Consider the following 22,576-nt stretch of genomic DNA (forward strand, 5'->3'; position numbering starts at 1 on the left):
CCTGGCCATCCGCGAGCCGTCTGAAGTAGTCCGGAGCGTGACGGCGCACACGTTTCCCCTCGCCTAGTACAGCCAGAACGGCTGCGACGCGATCTCGACCACCTCCGGATCCCGGTCCATCAAGATCAGCCAGTCCCGCTCCATCTGGGCATTGGATCAACCGTTGCTGTCACAGGTGACCTCCAACTGCGCAAGGTATTGGGCGGCAGCGGGTGCTTCGGCCGCGCCGATCCGCTGGTAAAGGGTCACCGCTTCGCGGAGACCTGAGAGGGCGTTTGAAGTGGGCAGATTGCCGTTTACGTCCTAGCACGTTCCTCGCCAGGCGAGTGTCGTCTCGTCCGTTATGCGCCTGGCGAGGTTGTCGATCGAGGCGATGTGGATCATGGCCTCGGAGCTGGCGGTGAGGGTCTCGTAGTCGCGGGCGAGGCGGCGGTGCATCATGATCCAACCGATACTCCGCTCCACCACCCAGCGCCTTTTCACGACCTGAAAGCCGCGACTCTCCGGATTCCGGTTGACGACTTCGACGTCGATTCCGAGGGTGGCGCCGTGCTCGACGACGGCATTCTTGAAGCCGGTGTCGCCCCAGCTCTTCGAGATGGTCGGGTACGTCTTCTTCGCCTGGTCGAGGAGGCGGATTCCCAGGACGTTCTCCGAGAGACCGGCGGCCGTGACGGTCACGGCGAGGATGAGTCCGATCGTGTCGGTGAGGATGCCCCGCTTCCGGCCCACGATCTTCTTCGCGGCGTCCGTTCCCTGGCTGGTCACGGGCACGTTGATGGAAGTCTTCACGCTCTGCGTGTCGATCACGGATGCGGTCGGCTCAGGATTGCGCCCCTCTTTCACTCGCGCCAGTCCGGTCAGGTCGCAGTTGAGCTGGGCGAGGATTCCTTCGTCGCGCCAGGCGGCGTAGTAGGCGTAAACGGTGCCGTGGTTCGGGAAGTCGTGCGGGAGGAATTTCCAGGAGATTCCGGTGCGGTTCACGTAGAGGATGGCGTTGAAGACGTCCCGTAAATCGACCTTGGCCGGTTGTCCGGTTGGTCTGCGGTCGAGTCGGGCCTTTCTCCAGGCCGTCAACGTCGGCTCGATCAGGGCCCATCGGGCGTCGGACAGGTCGCTGGGGCACGGCTTGCGCTCGCTCACGGCGTAGCGTGATCACGTGCGAGGCGGATGGCTCGGCTCCGTCGTTCATTGGGCGATTCCACGGCAACTTCAAACCAGACGGACTTCCAGGCATGGAAGCGAACGAGACGGATGGCTGAGCTTCCGCCCTGGAGACCGCCATTCACCGCCTATGGGATGAAGGCCCCCAAATCAGGGCAGGGGCGAGAGCTGCATTTAGGGCTTGACCTGCATAAACGCCCTCTGAGTACTTGGGTTGGCGGGCAGCCTCCGCACGGTCGGCGCCCTCTCCTTCATGAGCGTCAGGCGAACCGGGCTCGTTCCATCAGATCGATCACGTAGTGGATGAGCCGATCCGGGCCGGTGGTGGTGGCGAATGCCCTCCTGTCGGCTTGCGCCCTCAGCCGTGACGAGCCCGAGTAGATCACGACCGGTACGTCGATACCTCTCTCACTCATTCGCTTGATCAGAGTGTTCCCGGCGTCCTCGTCGCCGTCGCGCTCCAGGTCGGTGATCACGATGTGGTAGCTCCGCACCTCCAAACGCTCCAAGCCCTCCTCGGTGGAAAGAGCCAGGTCGACCTGCATGCCCATCGATTCGAAGAGGCGAACCAGGGCGATGTTGTTACGTGGACGGTCATCGGCCCAAAGGATCTTGCCGTCCTGCAGGGACTCTGCCGATCGCTCAAGCCGTCGAAGGACGCCGCGCCGAGCAGTCGTGGGCACACGCTCCTCTTGATCTGTGGCGGCATCATCGAGCAGTTCACCTGCTCGCTCCGTGAACTCGATGCTTCCCGCGGGTGTCGCCAAGCTCCGCGTCCTGGCTATCAACTCGCCGATTCCTCTGCGAAATCGATAGAGGAAGATCAAGACCACCGAAGGCCACACGAGTGCTTCGACATACTTAAGGATCAACTCAGCCACGGTCACGACGCCATCATCCCCATGCTGGCCCTCCGGCTTGACCCAGTTGCGCGAAGGGCCCGACGCCGATATCGGTGGATGCGGCTGCAGGCCCTGAGTACTTGGTTGGCGAGTCTCGCCAGATAGAGCGCTCAGTCACAGTGACACTCAGAGCTACGTGGCCACCGGCAGAGCTACCTGGCCACATGGCTCAGTTCGGGCGGCTAGGAGGCGAGCCAGATGCTGTCCGACTCCAAGCAGAGGGCGCACCAGAGCGCGGGTCCCTCGGTGCTCAGGTCGCGCCTTCTGTGTCGTGAGGTCGGCTCGCCGAGTCCGAAGCTTGACTGGGTTCGTCACGCCGGTGGTGCCGGTTGGAGCAGTGGAACCCGGCGTCCACCCGAGACGACACTCGGGCCCTCGTCCTGCCCACCATCAGCCACAGAAAGCGTAACGGCCCACCGCCTACGTCGGCGGACCGTTACGAAAGATCGAGGTTAATGACGTTGCTCTGGGTCCAGAGTTCGAAGCTGGCGGGCCGGTTGTCGAGTTCGCCGTAGGGCAGGACGACGCGGTCCCGAGTTCGCGATCACGCCAACTGACGCAACTCCGCCTGTTGCACAAGGCCGCGGCCCTATCGTGCGGGTACGTGGATGAAAACGAATTCGGCCGCGGGCTCGCCGAGCTAGAGATAAAGCCCGAGCCGAGACCGGCACGAGCAGAAAAGGAAGGGGGAATGGGTGTCCGCCCCGCCGTCGCTCGGGCCTGTCGCACGCCTGCGTGAACAAAACGAACGGGTCCTGAAGCTGCGTCAGCACATCTTCACGGCTGGGATACGCGCGGCGGGTGCGCATCGTCAGGTCTGGCCGGTGATCAGGTCGTTGGCGGCCTCGGCGAAAGCGCGGACGCGGGCGGTGGCTCCGTCGGTCCGCCACAGCAGTCCCCACCGCAGGGGCGGTGCGTCGCTGAAGCGGACGTAGACGACGTCGGGGCGGACGTAGTAGCGCCTAGCCTGGGAGCCCACGGGGAAGACGCCTTGGCCGGCGCCGATGAGGGTGAGCATCTCGTTGAACGTGGCCGCTGAGGGGCCAGGTTCGATCGACCGGCCGGACGGGGTGGTGCGCGGGGTGCGGTCTTCACGCAGGGAGTCGGGCAGGGTGGCGGGCAGTTGGAGCAGCCGGACCCGGGCCAGGTCCTCCAGGGAGACCGACTCGCGGCGGGCGAAGGGGTGCTGTGACGGCACCGCGAGCATGCGCCCTTCGGAGACCAGGACCGGCCCGGTGGTGATCCCGGGCTCGTCGATGGGGAAGGTGCCCAGCGCGATATCGATCTCCCCGTCGCGCAGCCACGGCATCAGGTCGGTCATCTGCGCTTCACGAAGCCGCACGTCGCAGTCGGGGTGGCGCCGCCGGAACAGGTCGGCGGCCCCGACGAGTAGCTGTCCGCCCGCGGCGCCGACGAAGGCAGCCCGCAGCGTGCTCGTGATGCCGCGCCCGGCGGCGATGGCCTGTTCCCACGCGGTAGCGATCTGATCCCAGGCGGGCCGCGTCCTTTCGTACAACTGCCGTCCCACCGCCGTCAGCTCCACGCGGCGGCTGGTGCGGTTGAACAGGGGAACGCCGATGCGCCGCTCCAGCCGGGCGATGATCTGGCTGATCCGCGCGGTCGACACCATCAGGCGCTCGGCGGTGCGGCCGAAGTGCAGTTCCTCGGCGAGGGTGAGGAACGCCTCCAGCTCGTGCCGCTCCAGCATGACCGTTGTCCCGTCCTTCCGATCGTTAAGTCTCCCTTGACGATCCTTGCACAGAATCGCATTGATCGGCCCTTTGCCGCATCCGAGAGTGGAAGCGTTCGACATCCGCTCCGACCTGCACGGGAGCCAGCATGTACGTCACCGGTGAGCAAGCCCTGACCGCGACCGCGGCCGACAGCGCGGACCCACTCCTGCGGGAGATACGCGACCGCGCCGAGATCCTGGACGCGCTGTACCGGTTCGCTCTCGGCCAGGACCTGAAAGACCGGGAACTGCTCGCCTCGGCCTTCGCCACCGATGCCGAGCTGGACTTCCGCCCCGCGGCCGCGAGGTGGGGCGGTCACCCGCCGGTGATATCCGGGCGGGACGCGATCGTGACCACGATTCTGGGCATGTTCACAGGCCGGGTGGACACCACGCACCAGGTCACCAATCCTCGCGTCGCCCTTGACGGCGACATCGCACGCCTGACCGCGCTGGTGGAGGCGCAGCACCTGCTCACTCCCGACCACGCCGTGTCCGCTCTGCTGAAGAACCTCTACGACGTCGAGCTGGTCCGCGCCGGGGAGCGCTGGGTTGTCCACCGCATGCGCATCGACAACGTCTGGTACACCGGCGACCCGGCCGCGATCTTCGGCTGACGATCAGCATCCCGGCACGGCCCGCCCGTCAGCCGGGTCGCCCGATGCGCGTCATCACCCACCTTCCTGCTGTCCGCTGACTCCCTACGGAGGCGTTTCCTCATGTCAGAAGCCCGCGCCACCAGACCCGGGTTCCGTCGCCCCGGGCTGGCCCTGACCCTGCTGGCCTTCGCCCAGCTGATCATTTCGCTCGACTACAACATCGTGTACGTGGCGTTGCCCGAGATCGGCGGCTCCCTGGCCTTCTCGGCGCAGACGCTGCAGTGGGTGATCAGTGCCTACGCGGTGGCGTTCGGCGGATTCCTGCTGCTGGGCGGACGGGCCGTCGACCTGTTCGGGCCGCGACGGATCTTCGTGCTGGGCCTGGTCCTGTACGCCGTGTCGTCGCTGGCGGGCGGACTGGCTACCGCGCCCGTGCCGCTGGTGGCGGCCCGCGCGGTACAGGGCCTCGGCGGCGCGCTGCTGTTCCCCGCGACGCTGACGCTGGTCACCACCGGTTTCGCCGAAGGCCGGGAACGCAACCGGGCGTTCGCGGTGTGGGGCACCGCCGGAGGCAGCGGCATGATCCTCGGGTCGCTGCTGGGCGGTGTGCTGACCGACGCGTTCGGCTGGGCGGCCGTCTTCTACGTCAACGTGCCGCTGGCGTCCGCGGCCGCCCTGCTGGCCCTGCCGCTGATCCCGCGCGGCGCTCCGCGGACGGACGGCGCGCGGCGGTTCGATCTGGGCGGGGCACTCACCGCGACCGCCGGCATCACGCTGGTGGTGTTCGCCCTGGTGCAGGCGCCCGAGGCGGGCTGGGACGCACCGACCTCGGTAGGAGCCGCCTCGCTCGGCCTGGCGTTGCTGGCGGCGTTCGCAGCAATCGAGGCCAACGGCACCGACCCCCTGCTGCCGCTGCGGCTCCTGCGCGGCCGCGACCTCGGCACCGGCGTTCTGGTCACCTTCCTCTACATGGCGACCTTCGGCACCCTGCTGTACTTCCTGACCGTCTACTTCCAGGTGGTACTCGGCTACGACGCGCTGCGCACCGGACTCGCGTTCCTGGTCCCGATGGCCGCTATCGTCGCCGGCTCCCAGCTCGCCGGCCGACTGGCGACCAGTCGCGGTACCCGCACCACGCTGATCGCCGGCCTGGTCGTTGGCGGCCTCGGCACCGTCGTCGTCGGCACCGCCCTGACCACCGGGGCCTCCTACCTGTCGCTGCTGCCCGGCCTGATCATCCTCGGCGTCGGCCAAGGCGCCGGCTACACGCTGATGTTCGGTGCGGCCACGGCAGGCACCCCCGCCGATCAACAGGGCGTCGCCTCGGCGGTCGCCTCCACCACCCAGCAGATCGGCGGCGCCGTCGGCCTGGCCGTCCTGGTCGCGATCGCGGGCGCTCACAGCGCCGGGCTCACCGGTTCCGCCCTGCGCGCCGCCACCACCGACGGGCTGCGCACCGCCGTCTTCGTCGCGGCCGCCGGGATCGCCCTGACCGCCCTGACTGCCCTTGGCTTCTCCCCGGCCCGACGGGAGGCTCCCGCCGCCGAAGCCGCCGAAGCCGCCGAGCGCGTCGCCGTCTGACACGCCACCACGACCCGTCACATGAGAAAGGCACATCGTGAACCCTCTGTATGCCCTGCGCACCGTCGTTCGCGGCCGGGTGTGGCTGCCCGGCGACCCCGGTTTCGACGCCGCCCGCCGTCCATGGAACCTGGCCGTCGAACAACCGGTCGGGGCTGTGGTCGAGGCCGCCGACGCCGACGACGTCGCCACCCTCGTCCGGCACGCCCGCACCGCCGGAGTCCCCATCACCACCCAACCGAACGGACACGGCGCCACCGGTCGTACCGACGGCACCATTCTGTTGCGTACCCGGCGCCTGGACACCCTCGAGATCGACCCGGCGACCGCCCGCGCACACGTCGGCGCCGGCGTGTCATCGGGCCGAGTACAGGCCGCCGCCGCGACGCACGGACTGACCGGACTGCCCGGCAGCTCACCGGTCGTCAGTGTCACCGGCGTCGCCCTCGGCGGTGGTCTGAGCTGGTTCGGGCGCGCCCACGGCTGGGTCGCCGACAGCGTCACCGCGTTCGACGTCGTCGACGCGGAAGGCCGCCAGAGGCGCGTCACCGCCCGCACCGACCCGGACCTGTTCTGGGCCCTGCGCGGCGGCGGTGGCGACTTCGCGATCGTCACCGCCCTGGATCTGGCCCTTCACCCGGCACCCCGTCTGTACGGCGGCCGCGTCCTGTGGACCGCCGAACACGCCCCGGCCGTACTGGATGCCTACCGGCGGATCACCGCCACCGCGCCGGACGAGCTGACCGTCTGGCTCGACCTGCTGCACTTCCCCGGCTCCGCCCCGATGGTCGCCGTGGACGCCACCCACCTCGGCGACGAGGGCGAGGCACGTAAGCTGCTGACCCCGCTGGACCGGCTTCCCGCGCCGCTGGCCGACGGAAGGCGGGTCATGGCAGTCTCCGAACTCGGGACGATCACGGCCGAGCCCACCGATCCCGGCGCGGGCCTCTCCCGCGGCGAACTGCTCACCGAGTTGGACGACACAACGGCCAAGACCCTGCTGGCCGACCCGATCGCTCCCCTGCTGAGCGTGCAGATCCGGCACCTCGGCGGCGCGTTCACCCGCCCGTCCGACAGCCCGCACGGCCCGTTGACAGAGCCCTACGCGCTCTACCTGTTCGGCATCCCGGGCACACCGGCGCCGGCCGAGGCCGTCGCGGCCAGACAGAACGCGCTCGCCGACGCTCTACCCGTCAGCGGCCGCAAGCCGTTCAGCTTCCTCAACCCCGGGGAGACCGCGGCAGACGCCTTCTCCCACACGGCACTGGGGCGCCTACGCGACGTCAAACACCGCCACGACCCACACCACCTCTTCCGCAGCAACTTCCCCGTCCTCACATGAACGTTCCCGCCACACCGCGACCCCCGGGGATTGGCGTCAGACTGGGCCCTACCGGGTGCTTAAGCGGCTGGGCGGGGGCCGGATGGGGCGGATGTTCCTTGGCCGTTCCCGTTGTGGCCGACTGCACCCCCGAACAGCAAGAACGGGAGCGCAGGCCCCGGCCTCGACCGACTGAGACATCTCCACGATCACGCCGGAGAACACCGCTGCATAGGCCGAGGCGGGGATCAGCACTACCATGAGCGAACGATCAGACAGACGTTCGTCTCACCGTTCCGTCCCCTTGGGACGGACAAAGGCCAGCGTCAATGAGAAAGGGACACGACGAAATGCGAGTCTACAACCGGCTCGCAGCTGGGCGAGTCGCACCGAGATAATCGTCGCCGGGGTAGCGGTATCGCTCCACGCGCACCTTCTCGCCGGCCGCGGTGCGTTGATCATATGTCCGCTGCCGATGTAAAGCCCGACATGGTGCACGTTCGACGGGGTTCCGTAGAAGACGAGATCTCCCGGCAGTAGTGGCGCGTCAGCCGGTACCCGCGGTCCTGCGTTGTACTGATCCTGCGCTACCCGCGGCAACGTGATTCCCGCCGCAGCGTACGCTGCCTTGGTCAACCTCGAGCAGTCAAAACCGCCACTGACCAGTGGCTCTCCCGAGGGAAGTTCAGTCAACGAGGGACCGTTGCCGCCCCACTCATAGGGGAGTCCGAGCTGGCCTTGGGCGTAGTTGATCGCCTGCAGGGGCGGCGGCGGTCGGAGTGGTGTCGGCGCCGAAGCCTGTGTCGCTGGTGTACGTCTGGGCGTGGGTGAGGACTTGTGAGACGTACGAGTCGTCGGGGTTGTAGGTCTTGATGGCGCCGGGGATGTTCTTGCCGGCTCGGGTGCCGGAGTCGCATAGGTACGCGGCGGCGGCGTAGATCGCGTCCTGCTTGTTGTACGGCGAGGGCGGGGTGGCTCCGCCCTTCGGCGGCGGGTGTTTGGCGATGACGCTCTGGAAGGTGGGTAGCAGGAACTGCATGGGCCCGCGGGCCCCGGCCTCGATTTTAGTGCCCCTGGGGACGCCGGGAAGTGTCGAGCGGCCATGGTCCGATTCCCGCTTGCCGATGCCGGCCAGGACGGACCAGTCCAGGCCGGGACAGGTGGCGGCGGCGTCCATGTAGAGGGAGAGGTAGTCGGATGGGATGTCGGTGAGTACGGCCCTGCTGGGCTTGCTGCCGCTGCTGCCGAAGGCGGACAGCAGGCCGCCGGCCCCGGCGCTGCCGAGGACGGCGACCAGCATCAGCAGTCCCAGGGCCGCGGCGGCGATCTTTCCCATGGCCGCTCACCCCTGTGGGCGACGGTCCGGCGGGCCGGGCGGGAGCGGGGACGGCGGCAGGAGCCCGTTGACCAGGTCGCCGTTGGCCTCTGCTGGGTCGCTCGATGAGTTGCCCAGCGGTGGCAGTTGCGGCCAGGCGCGGGTCAGTTCGGCGAGACGTAGGCGTCGGGTGGAGGGCTGCCGGACGTCCAGCGGCTGCCAGCGGGCCGCCGTGGGGTCGTTGTCCTGGCCGTCGAGGAAGTCCGCGCTGGAGGTAGCCACCGGTACCAGCGACGGATCGTCGAGATCGGCCAGAGCGGCTGCCAGCGCGCGGCGAACCCGTGCCTCCCGGCGGGTCGTTGGCACCCAGACCAGAACGGGCGTGGTGATGCCGGTGGTGGCGGCCAGCTTGGCGTAGCCGGCGAGTTTGCGGCCGAGGCGGTCCGGGCGTTCGGTGCCGAAGTCGAACTCCAGGAACCACTCCAGCGCCGCAGGCGTGGGGCTGTTCTCGTGCCAAAGGCCGTAGACGTCGGGGCGGACGATGTCGCCGAAGTGCCTGGCGCAGCGGGTCTCCGACCACCAGGCGGTGAGTCGGCCGGACGTGTCCGGGCGGCGGGAGCGGGCGACGAGGGCGCGGAAGAAGCCGTTGGTGCCGACGGTGTGGGCCAGGTGCAGGGAGTAGGCGATGCCGGTCGCCCGGTCGAGCCGGTAGTCCAAGTCCCGCAGTTCCAGACCGTCCTCGCGGGCGAGCAGGGCGGCCCCGGCGAGGTCGAGGACGTAGTGCATGGGGGCGGTGCCGTAGGTGACGAAGGGCTGGAACCGGTCGATCAGCCGCCACCGGTACAGCCGCAGCAGCCGCATGTTGGCTGCCCGTACCGACGGCCAGGCCATCTCGACGATCTGGTGGGTGGTCAGGACCCGGTGCTCGTAGAGCATGCGGGCTAGCCACCGGTCCCGCTCGGTCAGGCGGGTGGCGAGGTGGGCGACGTAGCCGCTGGTGATGGAGGTGCGATGGCTGGGGCGTTGGGGCTGGTGCCCGCGCAGGGAACGCTGCGGTGTGGGGTTGGTGATCAAGGCGGTGCACCTCCGGAGAGAGGCAAGGGATCGGGTCGTGGAGTGGCGGTCCGGCTGGCCGCCGCACGCGATGGGCGGCGGGCGGGAGTCCGGGCGCTCAGGTGGGGCGGCGCGGGTCCGTCGCCTGCTCGCCGGTCGCCTTGCGGGTTGAGGCCGGCTGGAGGCGGGCGTTGCGGCGGGCGGCGGCGCGGATCTGCTTGGCCCGGCCCGGGACCGGCGGCGGCAGCGGTTCGGTGACCGCGGTGAAGGCGGGGGCTTCAGCACCGTGCAGCACCGTGCGGATGACGGCGTGGAAGGCGTCGAGGTTCGACAGATCGTGCGCGGTCACCCGGGGCTCGGTGTGGCGGGCCAGGTGGCGGGCGTCCTCGGGCGATGCGTTGAAGAAGATCTTGGTGCGGGCGTTGGTGCTGACGCCCTCCTCCAGTTCCTTGGGCAGCTGGCGCAGGTACTGATGGGCGAGCGTCATGGACAGCCGGTAGCCGCGGGCCTCGGCGAGCATGTCCTCCAGCGCGTAGGGCAGGTTGAGGAAGTTGTGCGCCTCGTCCAGGTACATCCCGGCGTCCGGGCGCTGGCCCTGGGAGATGTGGGCGCGGCGGGTGGTGGCCTGCCAGGTGCGGGCGACCACGATGGAGCCCATCAGGTGGGCGGTCTCGGTGCCCAGGGCGTCCTTGGCGATACGGACCAGGCAGATCCCGCCGTCGAGGACGGTGGCCATGTCGACGGTGGAGGTCCCTCCGGCGAGGGCGGCGCGGACGAAGGGGCGCAGCAGGAAGCCGCGGAGCTTGTTCATCAACGGGGCGGTGACCTGGGCGCGGGCCGGGCCGGACAGGGCGTCGTACCAGGACCAGAAGCCCCGCAGGACGTCGTCGTCGATCTGGTCGACGGCGCGCTGCCGAAACGAGGGGACCGCCAGCAGTTTGGGCAGGTCGGTCAGGACGGGGATGCCGCCCTGGGCCCGCAGGGTGAGCAGCCCGGCACGCAGGATGTCGTCGGTGCGCGGTCCCCAGGGGGCTCCGACAGCACGGCCGATCCGTGAACTCCTCCGCAACGCGGACGAGTTCACGGATCGATCGCCGCGAGCCCGGCAGGCCGATCTTCAGACCTTCGTCAATTAAGCCCGCGTCAGGCCGTATTGAGCCGACGCCGCCGCAGAACAAGATCCCTCGCATATCCCATGTCCCCGCCGGGACACGGGATATCACCGGTGTGGAATAGCGTAGATCGCTACTGCTAGTGTTCATTCAGTCACAGTAGGCAATCAGCCTCGACGTACATGTAGTGAAAGACCGAGGGTTCCATGCGCAAGCTTCAGCAGGTCATGATCGTCGCGGCGGCGGCCGGCAGCCTGACCGCCGTCGGTGCCGGTGCCGGTGCCACGGCCGCCTACGCCGACGGTGGCGGGCACGGCCACAAGTCCGACCGGCCGCACGTGTCCCACAAGCAGGCCCCCACCCGGGCGCAGGTGTCCGTCACCGACCTCTACCGGCCGTACCAGGAGTGCAGCCCGCAGACGGTGGCCGAGGGCGACCTCCCGATCGGCCTGCTCGGTCTCGCCGAGACCTTCGACACCACCTGCGGCCAGTTCAACAACGCCTTCACCGACTGAGATCGGCGGCACAGTCGTGCACGACGCCTTCGCGGGCCCCGACGCACCAGTGCCTTCAGCAGGCCGTCCCTTCACTTCGTAAGCGAATTGGACCCCAGCGCCCCGGACATCTGCCGGACGCCGGGGTCCGCCTCTCCGACACCCCAGGACCCGGCGCGGCCGGTTCACGGCGCCCGGGGCACCCCTCACCAAGGAGACGCAACACATGTTCAACGGAAAGAAGATCGCGGCCGTCTCGGGGCTTCTCGGCGGCCTCGCCATGACCTTCGTCGGCGTCAACCAGGCATACGCGGCAGGAGGCCCGGGCGTCTGCTCACTCGACGCCGAGGGCAACATCGTCTGCACCCAGCGGATCGTGGGCCAGACGCCCGAGGGTGACGGGTTCACCGTCCGCCGGAGCGTGAACTGCCAGCCGACGGAGCCCCTGACCCTGCCCGCTCCCGGCCTGCTGAACAACGGGCAGACACGGATCGGGCCGCACATCACCTGTTCCGGCCCGACGCCCGAGGCGCCGGCCGCCGACAACAGTGACAACATCACGCCGCTGCAACGCCTGCTGGGCGGCTGAACCCGGGCTGACCTCCCGTCAGCCTCCTCAACTCACCAGCAGCGGATGGCCGGACCAGGGCGACCTGGTCCGGCCATCCGCTGTTTCGGCAAACGGGTGACCGCGCCCCACTGCCCGTGACTCCCCCTCGGGGAACCGTCGTTGCCACAACAACACCGACTCTCTCACCCCTCTCCAAGTCCACGGCAACAGGCGGACGAAAGGGGTGCCTCGGCATGAGCCGACACGACACACAGAAGGGCAATAGATCCCAAATTGCTACGGTTCGCGTGTATATGCTCACACTAAGTAGTCAAGCCAGGGCTTCACGCCCCGGAAAGAAAGGGTCAATTCAATGCGCAAGTTTCAGCGCGTTGCGGTCGTAGCCGCAGCGGTCGCAGGGCTGTCCGCCTTCGGTGCCGGCGCCGGCACGGCCTCCGCCCACGAGGGCGGCTGGGACGGACCGGACATCACCGCGGTGGCCACCTCGCAGGCCAACGCCGTGGCCACGTGGGGCGCTCCGCACGGAAAGCACTCCGCTCCGCACCGGGCTGCCGCGCCGGAGGCCGCTCCCCAGGCCGCGCCCCAGCCTGCTCCACAGGCCGCCCCCCAGGCCGCTCCGTACGCTCCCCAGTACGCCGCGCCGGAGGGCTTCGGCGAGTACTCCGCTCCTTACATCGCCAAGTAAAGAAGCGCCGAGGGTTCGATGCGCGAATTTCAGGGCACTGCGATTGTCGTCGTGACGACGGCGGGGCAGGTGGCACCGCATTCCGCACCACATTGAGCCCCCAGGCCGTTTCGCAGGCATATCGCCTCGGAGCGTCACGGCAGGCGCATCGAATTCCATCGGAACACTTTATGCACATCGCACGATGTGAAGGCAGCCCGGACGCGCGGCAGACCCACCAGGGTGCGCGCCCGGGCTGCAGCAATGCCATCGCCGGACGCAGCTGATATCGCGCCGGGCGATGGCTCTGGCATTTCGGATCCGCAAAGGAACGCAGCACATGATCGGTCGACAGAAGATCGCAACCATCTCGGGGCTCGTCGGAACCCTCGCCGTGATCTACGGCGGCGCCGGGCAGGTGTACGCCGCAGTGCCCTCGCATGATTGCAAGACCTCCGCCCAGGGTGACATCACGTGTGTTCGCAAGAGCGAGACCGCCCGCAAGGGCAAGGACGGCACTGTCGTCCAGCAGAAGCACGACTGCTCGACGGTCGAGCGGCCGCGCCTGGTGTTCCCCCAGCACGGGATGGGGAACAGCGGCACCACGAGGGTCGGGCCGGTCGTGGACTGCTCCAACAAGGTGGAGCTGCCCAAGGGGTTCAAGCTGCCTAAATTCGATTTCTGAAGCGCGATCGAAAAATGCCGGACCGGGATTGCTCCCGGTCCGGCATTTTTCAGGGGAAGGGATCAGCCCTTACTGCCCTTACTTGCCACCGAAGGTGTTGTTGCAGCCCATGGACGAGCCCAGGCCGGTCTCCTGCGCGCCCGGGTTGCCCTCACCGTTCAGCAGGTTGCCGGCCGCACCGTCGAGGATGCCGACCTGGCCGAGGATGCTGACGTTGGCGTCGTGCGACCTGCAGGTCGTGCTCTGCGCGACGTTGAGGGTCGGGCTGCTCTTGCGGCCTTCGTGGTGGCTGCCGTGGTGGCCCCGATCGCCCGAACTCCAGCCGCCCGGGCCCCCGTCGGCGTGGGCGGTACCGGCGCCCAGGAGCCCGACGCTCCCGAGGGCGGCGACCAGAACGGCGGCCTTGCGGAGCTTGTGCATGTTCATCTCCGATGGAGTGAAGTGGTGCGATCTGTAACAGATCGACTTCGTACGGTTACAGAGGGTAATAGGAAGAATTTTGGAGCACTCAGCGGCACGCCGAATTCAGGGAATTCTCACCGCCTTGGCCGATGCCGGAGAATTCCCTTTACTCAATAATAAATAGCAATATCAGTGCGCCACGGAAAAGGCCCCGGCACCGAGCCTGACGCTCGGTGCCGGGGCCTGTTTTCCGGCTGTCGGCCGCCTGTGCGACCGTCGCGCGATTAGAACGCGCTGTTGTTGCAGCCCATGGACGAGCCCAGGTGGGTGTCCTGACCACCGGCGTTGCCCTCGCCGTTGAGCGCGTTGCCCAGCAGGCCGTCGAGGATGCCGACCTGGCCGAGAACGTCGAGGTTCAGGTCGTGCGACTTGCAGTTGGAGCTCTGCAGGACGCTGAACTTGCCCCCGTCCTTCTTGCCGTGACCGTCCTGGCCGTTGGCGCTGGCGGTGCCGGCGCTCAGGATCCCGACGCTGCCGAGGGCGACGACCACGACGGCGGCCTTGCGAAGCTTGTGCATGTCATCTCCGGTGGAGTGAGAAGTGGGTGCGATCTGTGAAAGATCGACTTCGTACAGTTACGGGAGATTAATACGAAGTATCCCAAGATGCCCGGCGACGCGCCGGGTTTCGTGATCGCGTGGCGGAAGCACCCTGACGCCGCATCAGATACGAACGGGCCCTTGACGAGGTCGATCCTCGAAGGGCCCGTTGCGGGTCGATCAGCTGCCGTTCGGTCTGCTCAGGCGGACGGCCGGCGTTGCTGCCCTAGCGCGTGGTGGTGGCGCGGGCGTGGGCGAGGGAGTTCGCCTGGCTGTTGGTCTGACCGCAGTCGATGCCGCGGTTCTCGGCGGCGGCGAGTACGGCGACCGGAACAGCCGCGTTGAGCAGGGACTGCGGGCTGCACTCCTGGGACGGGCGGAAGAGGTTGGTCTGGCCCACCTCACCCTGTCCCGGGCCCGTGTGCGGGGCCGCCTGCGGGGAGATGTTCGGGCTGAGCTTCGGGTTGAACTGGGGGTTGACCTGCGGGCTGACATCGGCGCCCCGCGTCGGGAGCGCCATCCGCCGCGGGGCCGACGAGCCGGAGTTCTGCGACGTGGCCTGGGCGGAGGTCATCGAGGTGGCCTGGGCGTCCTGCTGCGAAACGGGCGGCGGAGCACCGTTGTACGCCACAGGGGCGGAGTGGCTGGGGCCGGCACCGACGGTGGACAGACCTCCGGCTGCTGCGACGACGAGCGCGACCTGCTGAAGCTTGCGCATGAAACCTCGGCCCTTCATTGACCTGTGCACGGAACGTATTGCGTTGCTGATGACCAGTGCGGCTGTTGCTGGAACGAGCCAAGTGCGGCGTCAGTCACGTGAGTCGGGGTGTGGTCACCCATTTGCTGCGACCAAAAAACAGAACCGATAATCCGACCGATGGCAAATGAGTGACGGCGTTTCTCACCCCGTGACCAGGCCGGGGGAAATTTCGTTGCCAGCTGAGAGAGGGCAGCGATCATGAATTCAGAGAGGGCAGTTGGGATCGGCTGTCGGCTCCAGCGTGAAGTCCACATGACAGCCCAGGAGTTACCCCTGTTAGGGCGCAGCACGAACATCAGACTGAGCGCACGCAAGACTGCACTGAATACAACGGATTTTCCCTGTACAGGTAATGAAGGGCCGAGGGGTTCCATGCGCAAGCTTCACAAGGCCGCGCTCGTCGTAGCAACGGCCGGCGGTCTGTCCGCCATCGGCGCCGGCGTCAGCCATGCCGACTCTCCCGGGTACGGCGGTGTCAGCGCGGCGCCTCCTCCCCCGTACTACCCGGCACCTCAGTACTACGCCCCGGCGCCCGCGCCCCAATATCAGGCGCCTCCGCCGCAGTACTACGCACCGGCACCCGCCCCCCAGTACCAGGCGCCTCCGCCGCAGTACTACGCGCCCGCGCCCGCCCCCCAGTACCAGGCGCCCCCTCCGCAGGCCACGGCGGTGGCCCGTTCGCAGGGCACGGCGGAGGCCAGCGGTCCGCATTCCTACGCCCAGCCGGCGCCCCAGTACGCACCTCCGGCGCCTGCCCCGCAGCACAGCGGCCAGGCCTCCGCCGTTGCCGCGGCGACCGGCAACGCGCACGCCTCCAGCTCGCCGCACGGCTCGCAGCACGCCCCCGCCCGGCAGCCGGAGGTCGTGCCGCAGGTCTCCCCGCAGACGGCGCCGCAGGTCACTCCGAAGGTGGCCCCGCAGCTCGACGTACCCCAGTTCTTCGAGCCGGAGCCCGCGCCTCGCGTCGCCCCGCAGGTGAACCCGCAGTTCAACCCTGAGGTGAACCCGCTCATCAACCCGCTGATCGCGCCGACCGGCGGCACACCGCAGGTGCCCGGGCTCGGCCTCGGTCAGGTCGCGGCGCCGCCCGTGGGTCAGTTGGGTCTGCCCCGACTCGGCTGATCGCCTCACCGCAGTTCGTCATTCCGCCCGTTCAGTTCATCCGCTCGTTCAACGGAGAAGAAATGCGCAAGCTTCAGAAGGCCGCTCTCGTGGGCGCCGTCCTCGGCAGTGTCGGCTCCTTCGGCGTCAGCCCTGCCGTCGCACACGGGCCGGGCAACGACTTCGACGTCAACCAGAGCATCGAATGCCGCTCGCACGACATGAACATCGACATCCTCGGCAGCATCGGCGCCATCAACGGCGCGCTGGGCAACGCGCTCAACGGCGAGGGGAACCCGGGTGCGCAGCCCACCGACCTCGGTTCGGACATGGGCTGCAACAGCGAAGCGTTCTGAGCAGACGGTTCGAGGCGATCGGCCTCGCAGTCCAACGCCCGCACCATCACGGTGCGGGCGTTGGACGAGGAAGGGTATGGCGACCTATCGCATGAGACTGTCCTGTGCCGACGAGATGCTGCTGTTCAACGGGTGTCCGGGAGTTGTCGGTCTGGCGGCGGTCTTCGCCGGTGAGCAGCCCGATGTGGCGCAGGTGCGGGCGCGCGTCACCGAGCGGTGGGCAGGTCTGGAGCGGATGAACTGTGTGCTCGACCGTCCGCAAAGCAGCGGCGGGCGCGCGCGGTGGGTCGTACCGGGGCCGTTCGACCCCGATGTCCATGTCGTCCTGGCTCGGCACAAGTTGGACGACCTGTGGGCGCGGAGCGTGGACCAGCCGCTGGTCGGCGGGGTGCCGCCCTGGCGGCTGTACGTGGTTCCGGACGCGGCGTACGGCGGTTTCGCCCTGGCGCTCGTGGCGCAGCATGTGCTGCTGGACGGGCGCTCGCTGGCCACGTTGATGCGTTCGTTGATGGACAGTCCCAAAGCGGTGAGGGCGTCTGCCCGGCCGGCGCCGCTGTCTCGTGCCGGGCTGCGAGCGGTGGGCCGGGAACTCAGGGTGATGACGGCCGTGGGACAGGCCCTGCCGATGCCGTCGCCGGGGCGGACGTACTCCTCGGTCGCGGTGAGCGCGCTGTCGGCGCACACGGTCCGGGCCGCCCGTCGGCAGCCTGCCGACGGGCGGGGCTCGACGCTGAACGAGCTGCTGGTGGGCGCGGTGGCCGGGGCGATGCGGGATCGGTACGGTCCGGTACGGCGGTGGCGGCAGCGGGATGAACCCGTGTACACGGCCGTGCCGTGTGATCTGCGCAGCCGGGCCGATCCGGGCGAACTGGGCAACGCCCTCACGGTGATTCGGGTGCCACTGCCCGTCGACGTGGACGGGCCCGTGGCGCGGCTGCGGGCGGGTCAGGCCGCGCTGGCCGCGGTTCCCGCACGGGCCGCCGTGCACGCCACGGTGCTGTTTCCCGCGGCTGAGGCGGCACGGCGGACCGGCCCTTGGGTGACCAGGCTTCTCACCAACCGTGGTCGCCACTCCTGCTTCGCGGCGACCGCGACGACGGCCGTCAAGTGGCCCGGCGGATCGAGCACGTTCCAGGGCCACGCGCTCGTGCGCACTGTGGGGCTGCCGCCCCTGCACCACCCGGGCACCGCCAGCTTCGCCCTGGCCCAGGCAGGGGACGCGGTCACGCTGACCGTGGTGTGCAACCTGCGCCCGAACGACGCGAGACGGCTCGCCGACGCGGTCGTCACGGAGTTTGAGACATGGGCTCGGACGGCGACGCCATCACTGTGAGCAACAGGAAACGGAGACAGTTGCATGGACGTGGAACACGTGGACGTATGGGAAGCGCTGCGCCCGCTGTGCGCGCGGGTGATGTCGGTGCCGGTGGAGGCGGTCGTGCCGCAGGCCCGGCTCGTCGCCGATCTGGGCGCCGACAGTCTGGACATCACCGAGCTGCAGGCGGCGTCGGAGGACGAGTTCGGGGTGTCCCTGCGTGGAACCGACACCTCCGGGGTGTCCACCGTGGGTGATGTCGCCGACCTCATCGTGAGGCTGCGCACCCACGCCGGCAACGGCCCCCTCGCCGCCCGGTGACGCCCCGCCACGCCGTCGCCGTCACGGGCCTGGGGGTTCGCTGCGCGGCCGGAGCGACGCCGGCGGCGCTGTGGGCGAGTCTGGTGGAGTGCCGTTCGGCGATCTCGCTGCACGCCTTCGACGACGAGGGAGCCGTCGTATATCCGGCGGGTCCGATGAGCGACTTCGACCCGAGTGGACAGCTGACGCCCAAGGAGGTGCGGCGGGCCGACCGTTCGGTGCAGTTGGCGGTGTGTGCTGCCGTGGACGCCGTGGAGGATGCCGGAGGGCTGCATGTGCCGGCCGAGCGGCGGGCCGTGGTCACCGGGACCGGCTACGGCGGGGTGATCAGTCAGGAGAACGGCATCGGGCGGCCCGATGTGCTGTACGCGTCGCGGCTGATGCACAACGCGGGGGCGTACTGGGTCAGCGCCAAGCTCGGTATCACCGGCCCCAGTCTGACGGTCTCCACCGCGTGTGCGTCCGGGACGCATGCGGTGGGTGAGGCGCTGCAGATGATCCGGGTGGGGGGCGCGGACGTGGTGGTGGCGGGGGGGCACGAAGCTCCGCTGACTCCTACGACCGCGCTGGCCTTCGGCCGGTCCGGCGCGATGGTCACCGAGTGCGAGGATCCCGCGGCCGCGTCACGGCCGTTCGACGAGGGGCGGCGGGGCTTCGTCCTCGCCGAAGGGGCGGCGTTCCTGGTGCTGGAACGGCTGGACCTGGCCCGCGCGCGGGGCGCCCGGATCTACGCCACGCTCACCGGGTACGGACGCACCTCCGACGCCTACCACCTCACGGCACCGCATCCCGACGGCGCCGGTGCCCGGGCGTGCATGGAGCAGGCGCTCGCCGACGCGGGCACGACGGCCGACGCCGTCACCCATGTCAACGCGCACGGCACCGGCACCCAGTTGAACGACCTCGCGGAGGCGCAGGCCATCACCGCCCTCTTCGGTCCCGGTGGGGTGCCCGTGACCGCCCCCAAGGCGGTGACCGGCCATGCGCTGGGGGCGGCGGGAGCGGTGGAGGCCGTGATCGCGGCCTGGTCGGTGCGTGAAGGGCTCGCGCCGCCGACCGCCCATCTCACGCGGCTGGACCCCCGATGCGAACTGGACGTGGTCACGGCCGAGCCACGCAAGATCCCGGACGGCCCGGTGATCAGCAGCAGTTTCGCGTTCGGCGGCCACAACGCCTGTGCCGTGTTCGACTCACCCGACGGTTGATCACCCAAGGCGGGGGCCCGGGCAGCTGCACCACCAAGGAAAGAGGCTGTGGAACATGAGGCTGTCGGCCTTCGACGAGGGGCACCTCCGCAATGGGCTGCCGGGGACGATCGGCATCGCCGCGGTGTTTCCCGGAACGCCGTTCGACCTGGAGCAGGTGCGGTCCCGTGTCCGCGGGCGATGGGGCGATCTGGACCGGATGAGCCAGGTGCTGCAGCCTCCCGCCGGGCCGGCGGCGCTGTCGGGCCACCGGTGGTCGGCCGCCCGGCCCTTCGATCCCGCCGCGCACATCACCGCCACGGACCAGGACCTGGACTCTCTGCTGACCGTCGGCGTCGGGCACCCGTTGCCGCCCGAACGGCCCCTGTGGCGGCTGCTGGTGGTCCCGCACGCCACCCCGGCGGGCGAGCACGCCATCGTGCTGCTCGCCCATCACGCGCTGCTGGACGGCAGATCCCTGGAGACGCTCTTCCGGATGCTGATGGACGACGCCGCACCGCCGTCCACGCTCGGACCGGCTGCGGCAGCGGGGCGCCCGCGCATCAAAGCGGCCACCGTGTTCCGGGAGTTGCACCGCATCGGGGTCCCCAGCCAGCCCCTTCCGCCGGCGCCCGCCGACGGCATGCGGCCGTCGGTGGCCATGGTCGGACTCGACCCGCAGACCATGCGCACGGCCCGCCGCCAGCCGTCCGGCGGGCGGGGAGCGACGCTCAACGAGCTGCTCCTGAGCGCCTACGCCGGCGCCCTCCGCGCCTGCTACGGGCCCCTGCGGTCCTGGCCGAAGGGACCGACCCCCCTCTACGCCACGGTGCCGGTCGACCTGCGGACCCGGCACAGCGCAGGGCAACTCGGCAACGGCGTCACCGTCCTGCGCATCCCGTTGCCCGTCGACATCGCATCGCCGGTGGACCGTCTGCAGGCGTGCCAGGATCTGGTCGCCGCGCTGCATCACCGCTGCGACGCCCACCGCGCGATCCTGCCCGCACTGCAGGCCTCCGCGCGGACCGTGCCGTGGCTGGCCGAGGTGATGGCCAAGCGCCTGGCGCGCCCCGAGATCACCACCAGCCTGTGCACCGCGTTCAAATGGCGGGACAGCCCCAGCCAGTTGTACGGCCGTCCCCTGGCGCGCATCGTTCCGCTGCCGCAGCTGTCCCCGCCGGGCACGGCGAACCTCTGCCTCGTCCACACCGCCGACGCCTACACCCTGACCGTCGTCAGCCATCTGCGTGCCGGTGACGCCGAGATGATCGGCGCTGCCGTGGCCCGGGAGCTGCAAGCGGTGGCGGCGTCCGGCGCCCCCGCCACGCGTCGTACGGAGCCGCGGCTCAGCGCCCCGACTCACGCTCCGCCCGCTGCCACGCCGCCTCCCGCAGCAGCCGCAGACCGTTGAGGCCGACCAGCACGGTCGACCCCTCGTGCCCCAGCACACCGAGCGGCAGCGGCAGGGTCCCCGCCAGGTCCCAGGTCACCAGCGCCGCGATGAACACCCCGGCGACCACCAGGTTCTGCACCACCAGCTGCCGCGCCCGCCGCGAAAGGGCGATCACCGCGGGCACCGTGGTGAGTTCGTCGCGGACGATCACCGCGTCCGCCGTCTCCAGCGCGAGATCCGAGCCCGCGCGCCCCATCGCGACGCCGGAGTGGGCGGCGGCGAGAGCGGGGGCGTCGTTGACGCCGTCACCCACCACCATCACCGTGCGGCCGGCGGCCTCCAGCTCCTTGACCGCGGCGACCTTGTGCTGCGGGAGCAGCCCGGCTCGTACGTCGTCGATGCCGACCTCGGCGGCCAGGTGGGCGGCGGCGCGCGGGTTGTCGCCGGTGAGCAGCACGGGCTTGGTCCCGGTGAGGGTCGCGAGGGAGGTGATCGTGGCCGCCGCGTTCGGGCGCAGGCGGTCGGCGATGCCCAACACCCCGGCCGGGGTGCCGTCGACCGTCACCAGGACCGCCGTACGGCCCTCGTCCTCCAGTCGTGCGACCAGGGCGGCCGTGTCATCGGTGTCGTTCAGCAGGCGCGCGGGGGCGCCCACGGCGACGATGCGGCCGTCGACTGCGGCGGTCACCCCGACGCCCGGTGTGGAGTCGAAGTCCTCGGTCTCCGGCAGCGTAAGGCCGCGTTCGCGGGCCGCGGCCACGATGGCGCGGGCCAGCGGGTGTTCGCTGGGGTGCTCGGCGGCTGCGGCCAGGGTGAGCAGGGCGGATTCGTCGAGGCCGGAGCCCGGCAGCGGGGTTACGTCCGTGACGCGCGGGGTGCCCTCCGTCAGGGTGCCCGTCTTGTCGAGGGCGACCGTGTCGACCTGGCCCAGGCGTTCCATCACCACCGCCGACTTGACCAGCACGCCGTGGCGTCCGGCGTTGGCGATCGCGGACAGCAGCGGCGGCATGGTGGCCAGGACGACCGCGCACGGCGAAGCGACGATCATGAAGGTCATCGCCCGCAGCAGTGAGCCGGTGAGCGCGGCGCCGAGGGCGAGCGGGACGAGGAAGACGGCGAGGGTCGCGGCGACCATGCCGACCGAGTAGCGCTGTTCGACCTTCTCGATGAACAGCTGGGTGGGGGCCTTGGTCTCGGAGGCCTCCTCGACCATCCTGACGATCCTGGCGATCACGGAGTCGGAGGCGTCCCGCTCGACGCGGACGCGCAACGCACCGGTGCCGTTGAGGGTGCCCGCGAAGACCTCGTCGCCGGGCTCCTTGGCGACCGGCAGCGGTTCGCCGGTGATGGTCGCCTGGTCGACCTCGCTGGCTCCGTCGAGCACGCGGCCGTCGGCGCCGACGCGTTCGCCGGGGCGTACGAGGACGATGTCGCCGACCGTCAGTTCCTCCACGGAGACGGTCTGTTCGCCGCCGTCGGCGGTGAGGCGGGCCGCGGTGGCGGGGGCCAGGTCGAGCAGGCCGCGGACCGAGTCGGCGGTGCGGGCGGTGGCCAGGGCCTCCAGGGCGCCCGAAGTGGCGAAGATGACGATGAGCAGGGCGCCGTCCATGACCTGGCCGATGGATGCGGCGCCGAGGGCGGCGACGATCATCAGCAGGTCGACGTCGAGGGTCTTGTCCTTGAGTGCCTTGAGGCCTTCCCAGCCGGGCTCCCAGCCGCCGGTGGCGTATGCCAGGGCATAGAGCGGGCCCCAGGTCCAGGCGGGGGCGCCGGCCAGCTGGAGCGGCAGCGCGAGCAGGAACAAGGCGGTGGCCGCGGCGGCCCAGCGGGCCTCGGGGAGGGCGAGGACGCGGGTGCGGCGGCGTATGGCTTCCTGTGGCCGCGTCGGCGAGGTCCGGTCCGCCGTCGGCTGGGTGAGGGTGGAGGGCATGGGCGCGGGTGTCCTTCACGAG

At 69.7% G+C, this 22,576-nt stretch carries 24 protein-coding genes; 13 read left to right on the forward strand and 11 right to left on the reverse strand.

Going from position 1 to position 22,576, the window contains the following annotated elements; all coding sequences use genetic code 11:
- Positions 1-303: 303 nt before the first annotated feature.
- From QQY66_RS21545 to QQY66_RS21555, 3 genes are all read right to left on the reverse strand, one after another.
- Positions 304-1,143: an IS5 family transposase gene (locus tag QQY66_RS21545; protein ID WP_301981982.1), complete on the reverse strand. Its 840-nt coding sequence runs from the start codon at positions 1,141-1,143 to the stop codon at positions 304-306.
- 281 nt (positions 1,144-1,424) lie between these two features.
- Positions 1,425-2,051 (reverse strand): response regulator, encoded by a 627-nt coding sequence (locus tag QQY66_RS21550; RefSeq protein ID WP_301981983.1) that lies wholly within the window; start codon positions 2,049-2,051, stop codon positions 1,425-1,427.
- Positions 2,052-2,877: 826 nt separating this feature from the next.
- Positions 2,878-3,774 (reverse strand): LysR family transcriptional regulator, encoded by an 897-nt coding sequence (locus QQY66_RS21555; RefSeq protein WP_301981984.1) that lies wholly within the window; start codon positions 3,772-3,774, stop codon positions 2,878-2,880.
- Positions 3,775-3,905: 131 nt separating this feature from the next.
- On the opposite strand from QQY66_RS21555, the gene QQY66_RS21560 reads away from it, so the two are divergent.
- The 3 genes from QQY66_RS21560 (at position 3,906) to QQY66_RS21570 (ending at position 7,320) form a co-directional block, all read left to right on the forward strand.
- Positions 3,906-4,415, forward strand: a complete 510-nt coding sequence (locus tag QQY66_RS21560) for a nuclear transport factor 2 family protein (protein WP_301981985.1) — start codon at positions 3,906-3,908, stop codon at positions 4,413-4,415.
- 102 nt (positions 4,416-4,517) lie between these two features.
- Positions 4,518-5,978: an MFS transporter gene (locus QQY66_RS21565; RefSeq protein WP_301981986.1), complete on the forward strand. Its 1,461-nt coding sequence runs from the start codon at positions 4,518-4,520 to the stop codon at positions 5,976-5,978.
- Positions 5,979-6,015: 37 nt separating this feature from the next.
- Complete coding sequence (locus QQY66_RS21570; RefSeq protein ID WP_301981987.1) at positions 6,016-7,320, forward strand: FAD-binding oxidoreductase; 1,305 nt, start codon at positions 6,016-6,018, stop codon at positions 7,318-7,320.
- A 267-nt stretch (positions 7,321-7,587) separates the two neighbouring features.
- Here the strand turns inward: QQY66_RS21570 and QQY66_RS21575 are convergent, their stop codons facing one another.
- The 4 genes from QQY66_RS21575 to QQY66_RS21590 all read right to left on the reverse strand — a co-directional run bounded on the left by QQY66_RS21575 (position 7,588) and on the right by QQY66_RS21590 (position 10,751).
- Positions 7,588-7,992, reverse strand: coding sequence for a C40 family peptidase (locus QQY66_RS21575; protein ID WP_367666988.1), 405 nt, complete (start codon positions 7,990-7,992; stop codon positions 7,588-7,590).
- A gap of 22 nt (positions 7,993-8,014) precedes the next feature.
- Positions 8,015-8,635, reverse strand: coding sequence for a hypothetical protein (locus QQY66_RS21580; RefSeq protein WP_301981988.1), 621 nt, complete (start codon positions 8,633-8,635; stop codon positions 8,015-8,017).
- A 6-nt stretch (positions 8,636-8,641) separates the two neighbouring features.
- Positions 8,642-9,688 carry a replication-relaxation family protein gene (locus QQY66_RS21585; protein ID WP_301981989.1) on the reverse strand — a complete coding sequence of 349 codons (1,047 nt, stop codon included), beginning with the start codon at positions 9,686-9,688 and terminating at the stop codon, positions 8,642-8,644.
- Between the two features lie 97 nt (positions 9,689-9,785).
- The gene (locus tag QQY66_RS21590) at positions 9,786-10,751 is read right to left on the reverse strand and encodes a type IV secretory system conjugative DNA transfer family protein (RefSeq protein WP_301981990.1); all 966 of its coding nucleotides are present in this window, start codon (positions 10,749-10,751) and stop codon (positions 9,786-9,788) included.
- Between the two features lie 234 nt (positions 10,752-10,985).
- On the opposite strand from QQY66_RS21590, the gene QQY66_RS21595 reads away from it, so the two are divergent.
- The 4 genes from QQY66_RS21595 to QQY66_RS21610 all read left to right on the forward strand — a co-directional run bounded on the left by QQY66_RS21595 (position 10,986) and on the right by QQY66_RS21610 (position 13,193).
- Positions 10,986-11,294 carry a hypothetical protein gene (locus tag QQY66_RS21595; protein WP_155058054.1) on the forward strand — a complete coding sequence of 103 codons (309 nt, stop codon included), beginning with the start codon at positions 10,986-10,988 and terminating at the stop codon, positions 11,292-11,294.
- A gap of 205 nt (positions 11,295-11,499) precedes the next feature.
- Positions 11,500-11,862 (forward strand): hypothetical protein, encoded by a 363-nt coding sequence (locus QQY66_RS21600; protein WP_301981991.1) that lies wholly within the window; start codon positions 11,500-11,502, stop codon positions 11,860-11,862.
- A 334-nt stretch (positions 11,863-12,196) separates the two neighbouring features.
- A complete protein-coding gene (locus QQY66_RS21605; protein WP_301981992.1) occupies positions 12,197-12,529 on the forward strand; it encodes a hypothetical protein in 333 nt (110 codons plus the stop codon).
- A 319-nt stretch (positions 12,530-12,848) separates the two neighbouring features.
- On the forward strand, positions 12,849-13,193 hold the full coding sequence (locus QQY66_RS21610) for a hypothetical protein (RefSeq protein ID WP_301981993.1): 345 nt from the start codon (positions 12,849-12,851) through the stop codon (positions 13,191-13,193).
- A gap of 78 nt (positions 13,194-13,271) precedes the next feature.
- Here QQY66_RS21610 and QQY66_RS21615 read toward each other — a convergent pair whose 3' ends face one another.
- From QQY66_RS21615 to QQY66_RS21625, 3 genes are all read right to left on the reverse strand, one after another.
- Positions 13,272-13,613 (reverse strand): hypothetical protein, encoded by a 342-nt coding sequence (locus QQY66_RS21615; protein WP_301987443.1) that lies wholly within the window; start codon positions 13,611-13,613, stop codon positions 13,272-13,274.
- 266 nt (positions 13,614-13,879) lie between these two features.
- A complete protein-coding gene (locus tag QQY66_RS21620) occupies positions 13,880-14,173 on the reverse strand; it encodes a hypothetical protein (protein WP_301981994.1) in 294 nt (97 codons plus the stop codon).
- A gap of 247 nt (positions 14,174-14,420) precedes the next feature.
- Positions 14,421-14,912, reverse strand: a complete 492-nt coding sequence (locus tag QQY66_RS21625) for a hypothetical protein (protein ID WP_301981995.1) — start codon at positions 14,910-14,912, stop codon at positions 14,421-14,423.
- A gap of 414 nt (positions 14,913-15,326) precedes the next feature.
- Between QQY66_RS21625 and QQY66_RS21630 the strand changes: the two genes are divergently transcribed.
- The 6 genes from QQY66_RS21630 to QQY66_RS21655 all read left to right on the forward strand — a co-directional run bounded on the left by QQY66_RS21630 (position 15,327) and on the right by QQY66_RS21655 (position 20,642).
- Positions 15,327-16,076, forward strand: coding sequence for a hypothetical protein (locus tag QQY66_RS21630; RefSeq protein WP_301981996.1), 750 nt, complete (start codon positions 15,327-15,329; stop codon positions 16,074-16,076).
- A 62-nt stretch (positions 16,077-16,138) separates the two neighbouring features.
- Entirely contained in the window at positions 16,139-16,411 is a 273-nt protein-coding gene (locus tag QQY66_RS21635) for a hypothetical protein (protein WP_301981997.1), read from the forward strand.
- A 76-nt stretch (positions 16,412-16,487) separates the two neighbouring features.
- Positions 16,488-17,744: a wax ester/triacylglycerol synthase domain-containing protein gene (locus QQY66_RS21640; protein ID WP_301981998.1), complete on the forward strand. Its 1,257-nt coding sequence runs from the start codon at positions 16,488-16,490 to the stop codon at positions 17,742-17,744.
- 24 nt (positions 17,745-17,768) lie between these two features.
- Entirely contained in the window at positions 17,769-18,047 is a 279-nt protein-coding gene (locus QQY66_RS21645) for an acyl carrier protein (protein WP_301981999.1), read from the forward strand.
- A complete protein-coding gene (locus tag QQY66_RS21650) occupies positions 18,044-19,252 on the forward strand; it encodes a beta-ketoacyl synthase (RefSeq protein WP_301982000.1) in 1,209 nt (402 codons plus the stop codon). Before QQY66_RS21645 ends, QQY66_RS21650 begins: the two co-directional genes overlap by 4 nt.
- 55 nt (positions 19,253-19,307) lie before the next feature.
- Entirely contained in the window at positions 19,308-20,642 is a 1,335-nt protein-coding gene (locus QQY66_RS21655) for a wax ester/triacylglycerol synthase domain-containing protein (RefSeq protein WP_301982001.1), read from the forward strand.
- Here the strand turns inward: QQY66_RS21655 and QQY66_RS21660 are convergent.
- A complete protein-coding gene (locus QQY66_RS21660) occupies positions 20,578-22,554 on the reverse strand; it encodes a heavy metal translocating P-type ATPase (RefSeq protein ID WP_301982002.1) in 1,977 nt (658 codons plus the stop codon). The genes QQY66_RS21655 and QQY66_RS21660 overlap by 65 nt on opposite strands.
- Between the last annotated feature and the right edge of the window lie 22 nt (positions 22,555-22,576).

Source organism: Streptomyces sp. DG2A-72 (assembly GCF_030499575.1).
GTDB lineage: Bacteria > Actinomycetota > Actinomycetes > Streptomycetales > Streptomycetaceae > Streptomyces.

Bases quoted from the DNA above. Each gene is read 5' to 3' on its own strand.
- QQY66_RS21555 (WP_301981984.1), bottom strand. From the start codon at position 3,774: ATGCTGGAGCGGCACGAGCTGGAGGCGTTCCTCACCCTCGCCGAGGAA.
- QQY66_RS21560 (WP_301981985.1), top strand. From the start codon at position 3,906: ATGTACGTCACCGGTGAGCAAGCCCTGACCGCGACCGCGGCCGACAGC.
- QQY66_RS21565 (WP_301981986.1), top strand. From the start codon at position 4,518: ATGTCAGAAGCCCGCGCCACCAGACCCGGGTTCCGTCGCCCCGGGCTG.
- QQY66_RS21580 (WP_301981988.1), bottom strand. From the start codon at position 8,635: ATGGGAAAGATCGCCGCCGCGGCCCTGGGACTGCTGATGCTGGTCGCC.
- QQY66_RS21595 (WP_155058054.1), top strand. From the start codon at position 10,986: ATGCGCAAGCTTCAGCAGGTCATGATCGTCGCGGCGGCGGCCGGCAGC.
- QQY66_RS21600 (WP_301981991.1), top strand. From the start codon at position 11,500: ATGTTCAACGGAAAGAAGATCGCGGCCGTCTCGGGGCTTCTCGGCGGC.
- QQY66_RS21605 (WP_301981992.1), top strand. From the start codon at position 12,197: ATGCGCAAGTTTCAGCGCGTTGCGGTCGTAGCCGCAGCGGTCGCAGGG.
- QQY66_RS21610 (WP_301981993.1), top strand. From the start codon at position 12,849: ATGATCGGTCGACAGAAGATCGCAACCATCTCGGGGCTCGTCGGAACC.
- QQY66_RS21615 (WP_301987443.1), bottom strand. From the start codon at position 13,613: ATGCACAAGCTCCGCAAGGCCGCCGTTCTGGTCGCCGCCCTCGGGAGC.
- QQY66_RS21620 (WP_301981994.1), bottom strand. From the start codon at position 14,173: ATGCACAAGCTTCGCAAGGCCGCCGTCGTGGTCGTCGCCCTCGGCAGC.
- QQY66_RS21625 (WP_301981995.1), bottom strand. From the start codon at position 14,912: ATGCGCAAGCTTCAGCAGGTCGCGCTCGTCGTCGCAGCAGCCGGAGGT.
- QQY66_RS21630 (WP_301981996.1), top strand. From the start codon at position 15,327: ATGCGCAAGCTTCACAAGGCCGCGCTCGTCGTAGCAACGGCCGGCGGT.
- QQY66_RS21635 (WP_301981997.1), top strand. From the start codon at position 16,139: ATGCGCAAGCTTCAGAAGGCCGCTCTCGTGGGCGCCGTCCTCGGCAGT.
- QQY66_RS21640 (WP_301981998.1), top strand. From the start codon at position 16,488: ATGGCGACCTATCGCATGAGACTGTCCTGTGCCGACGAGATGCTGCTG.
- QQY66_RS21645 (WP_301981999.1), top strand. From the start codon at position 17,769: ATGGACGTGGAACACGTGGACGTATGGGAAGCGCTGCGCCCGCTGTGC.
- QQY66_RS21655 (WP_301982001.1), top strand. From the start codon at position 19,308: ATGAGGCTGTCGGCCTTCGACGAGGGGCACCTCCGCAATGGGCTGCCG.
- QQY66_RS21660 (WP_301982002.1), bottom strand. From the start codon at position 22,554: ATGCCCTCCACCCTCACCCAGCCGACGGCGGACCGGACCTCGCCGACG.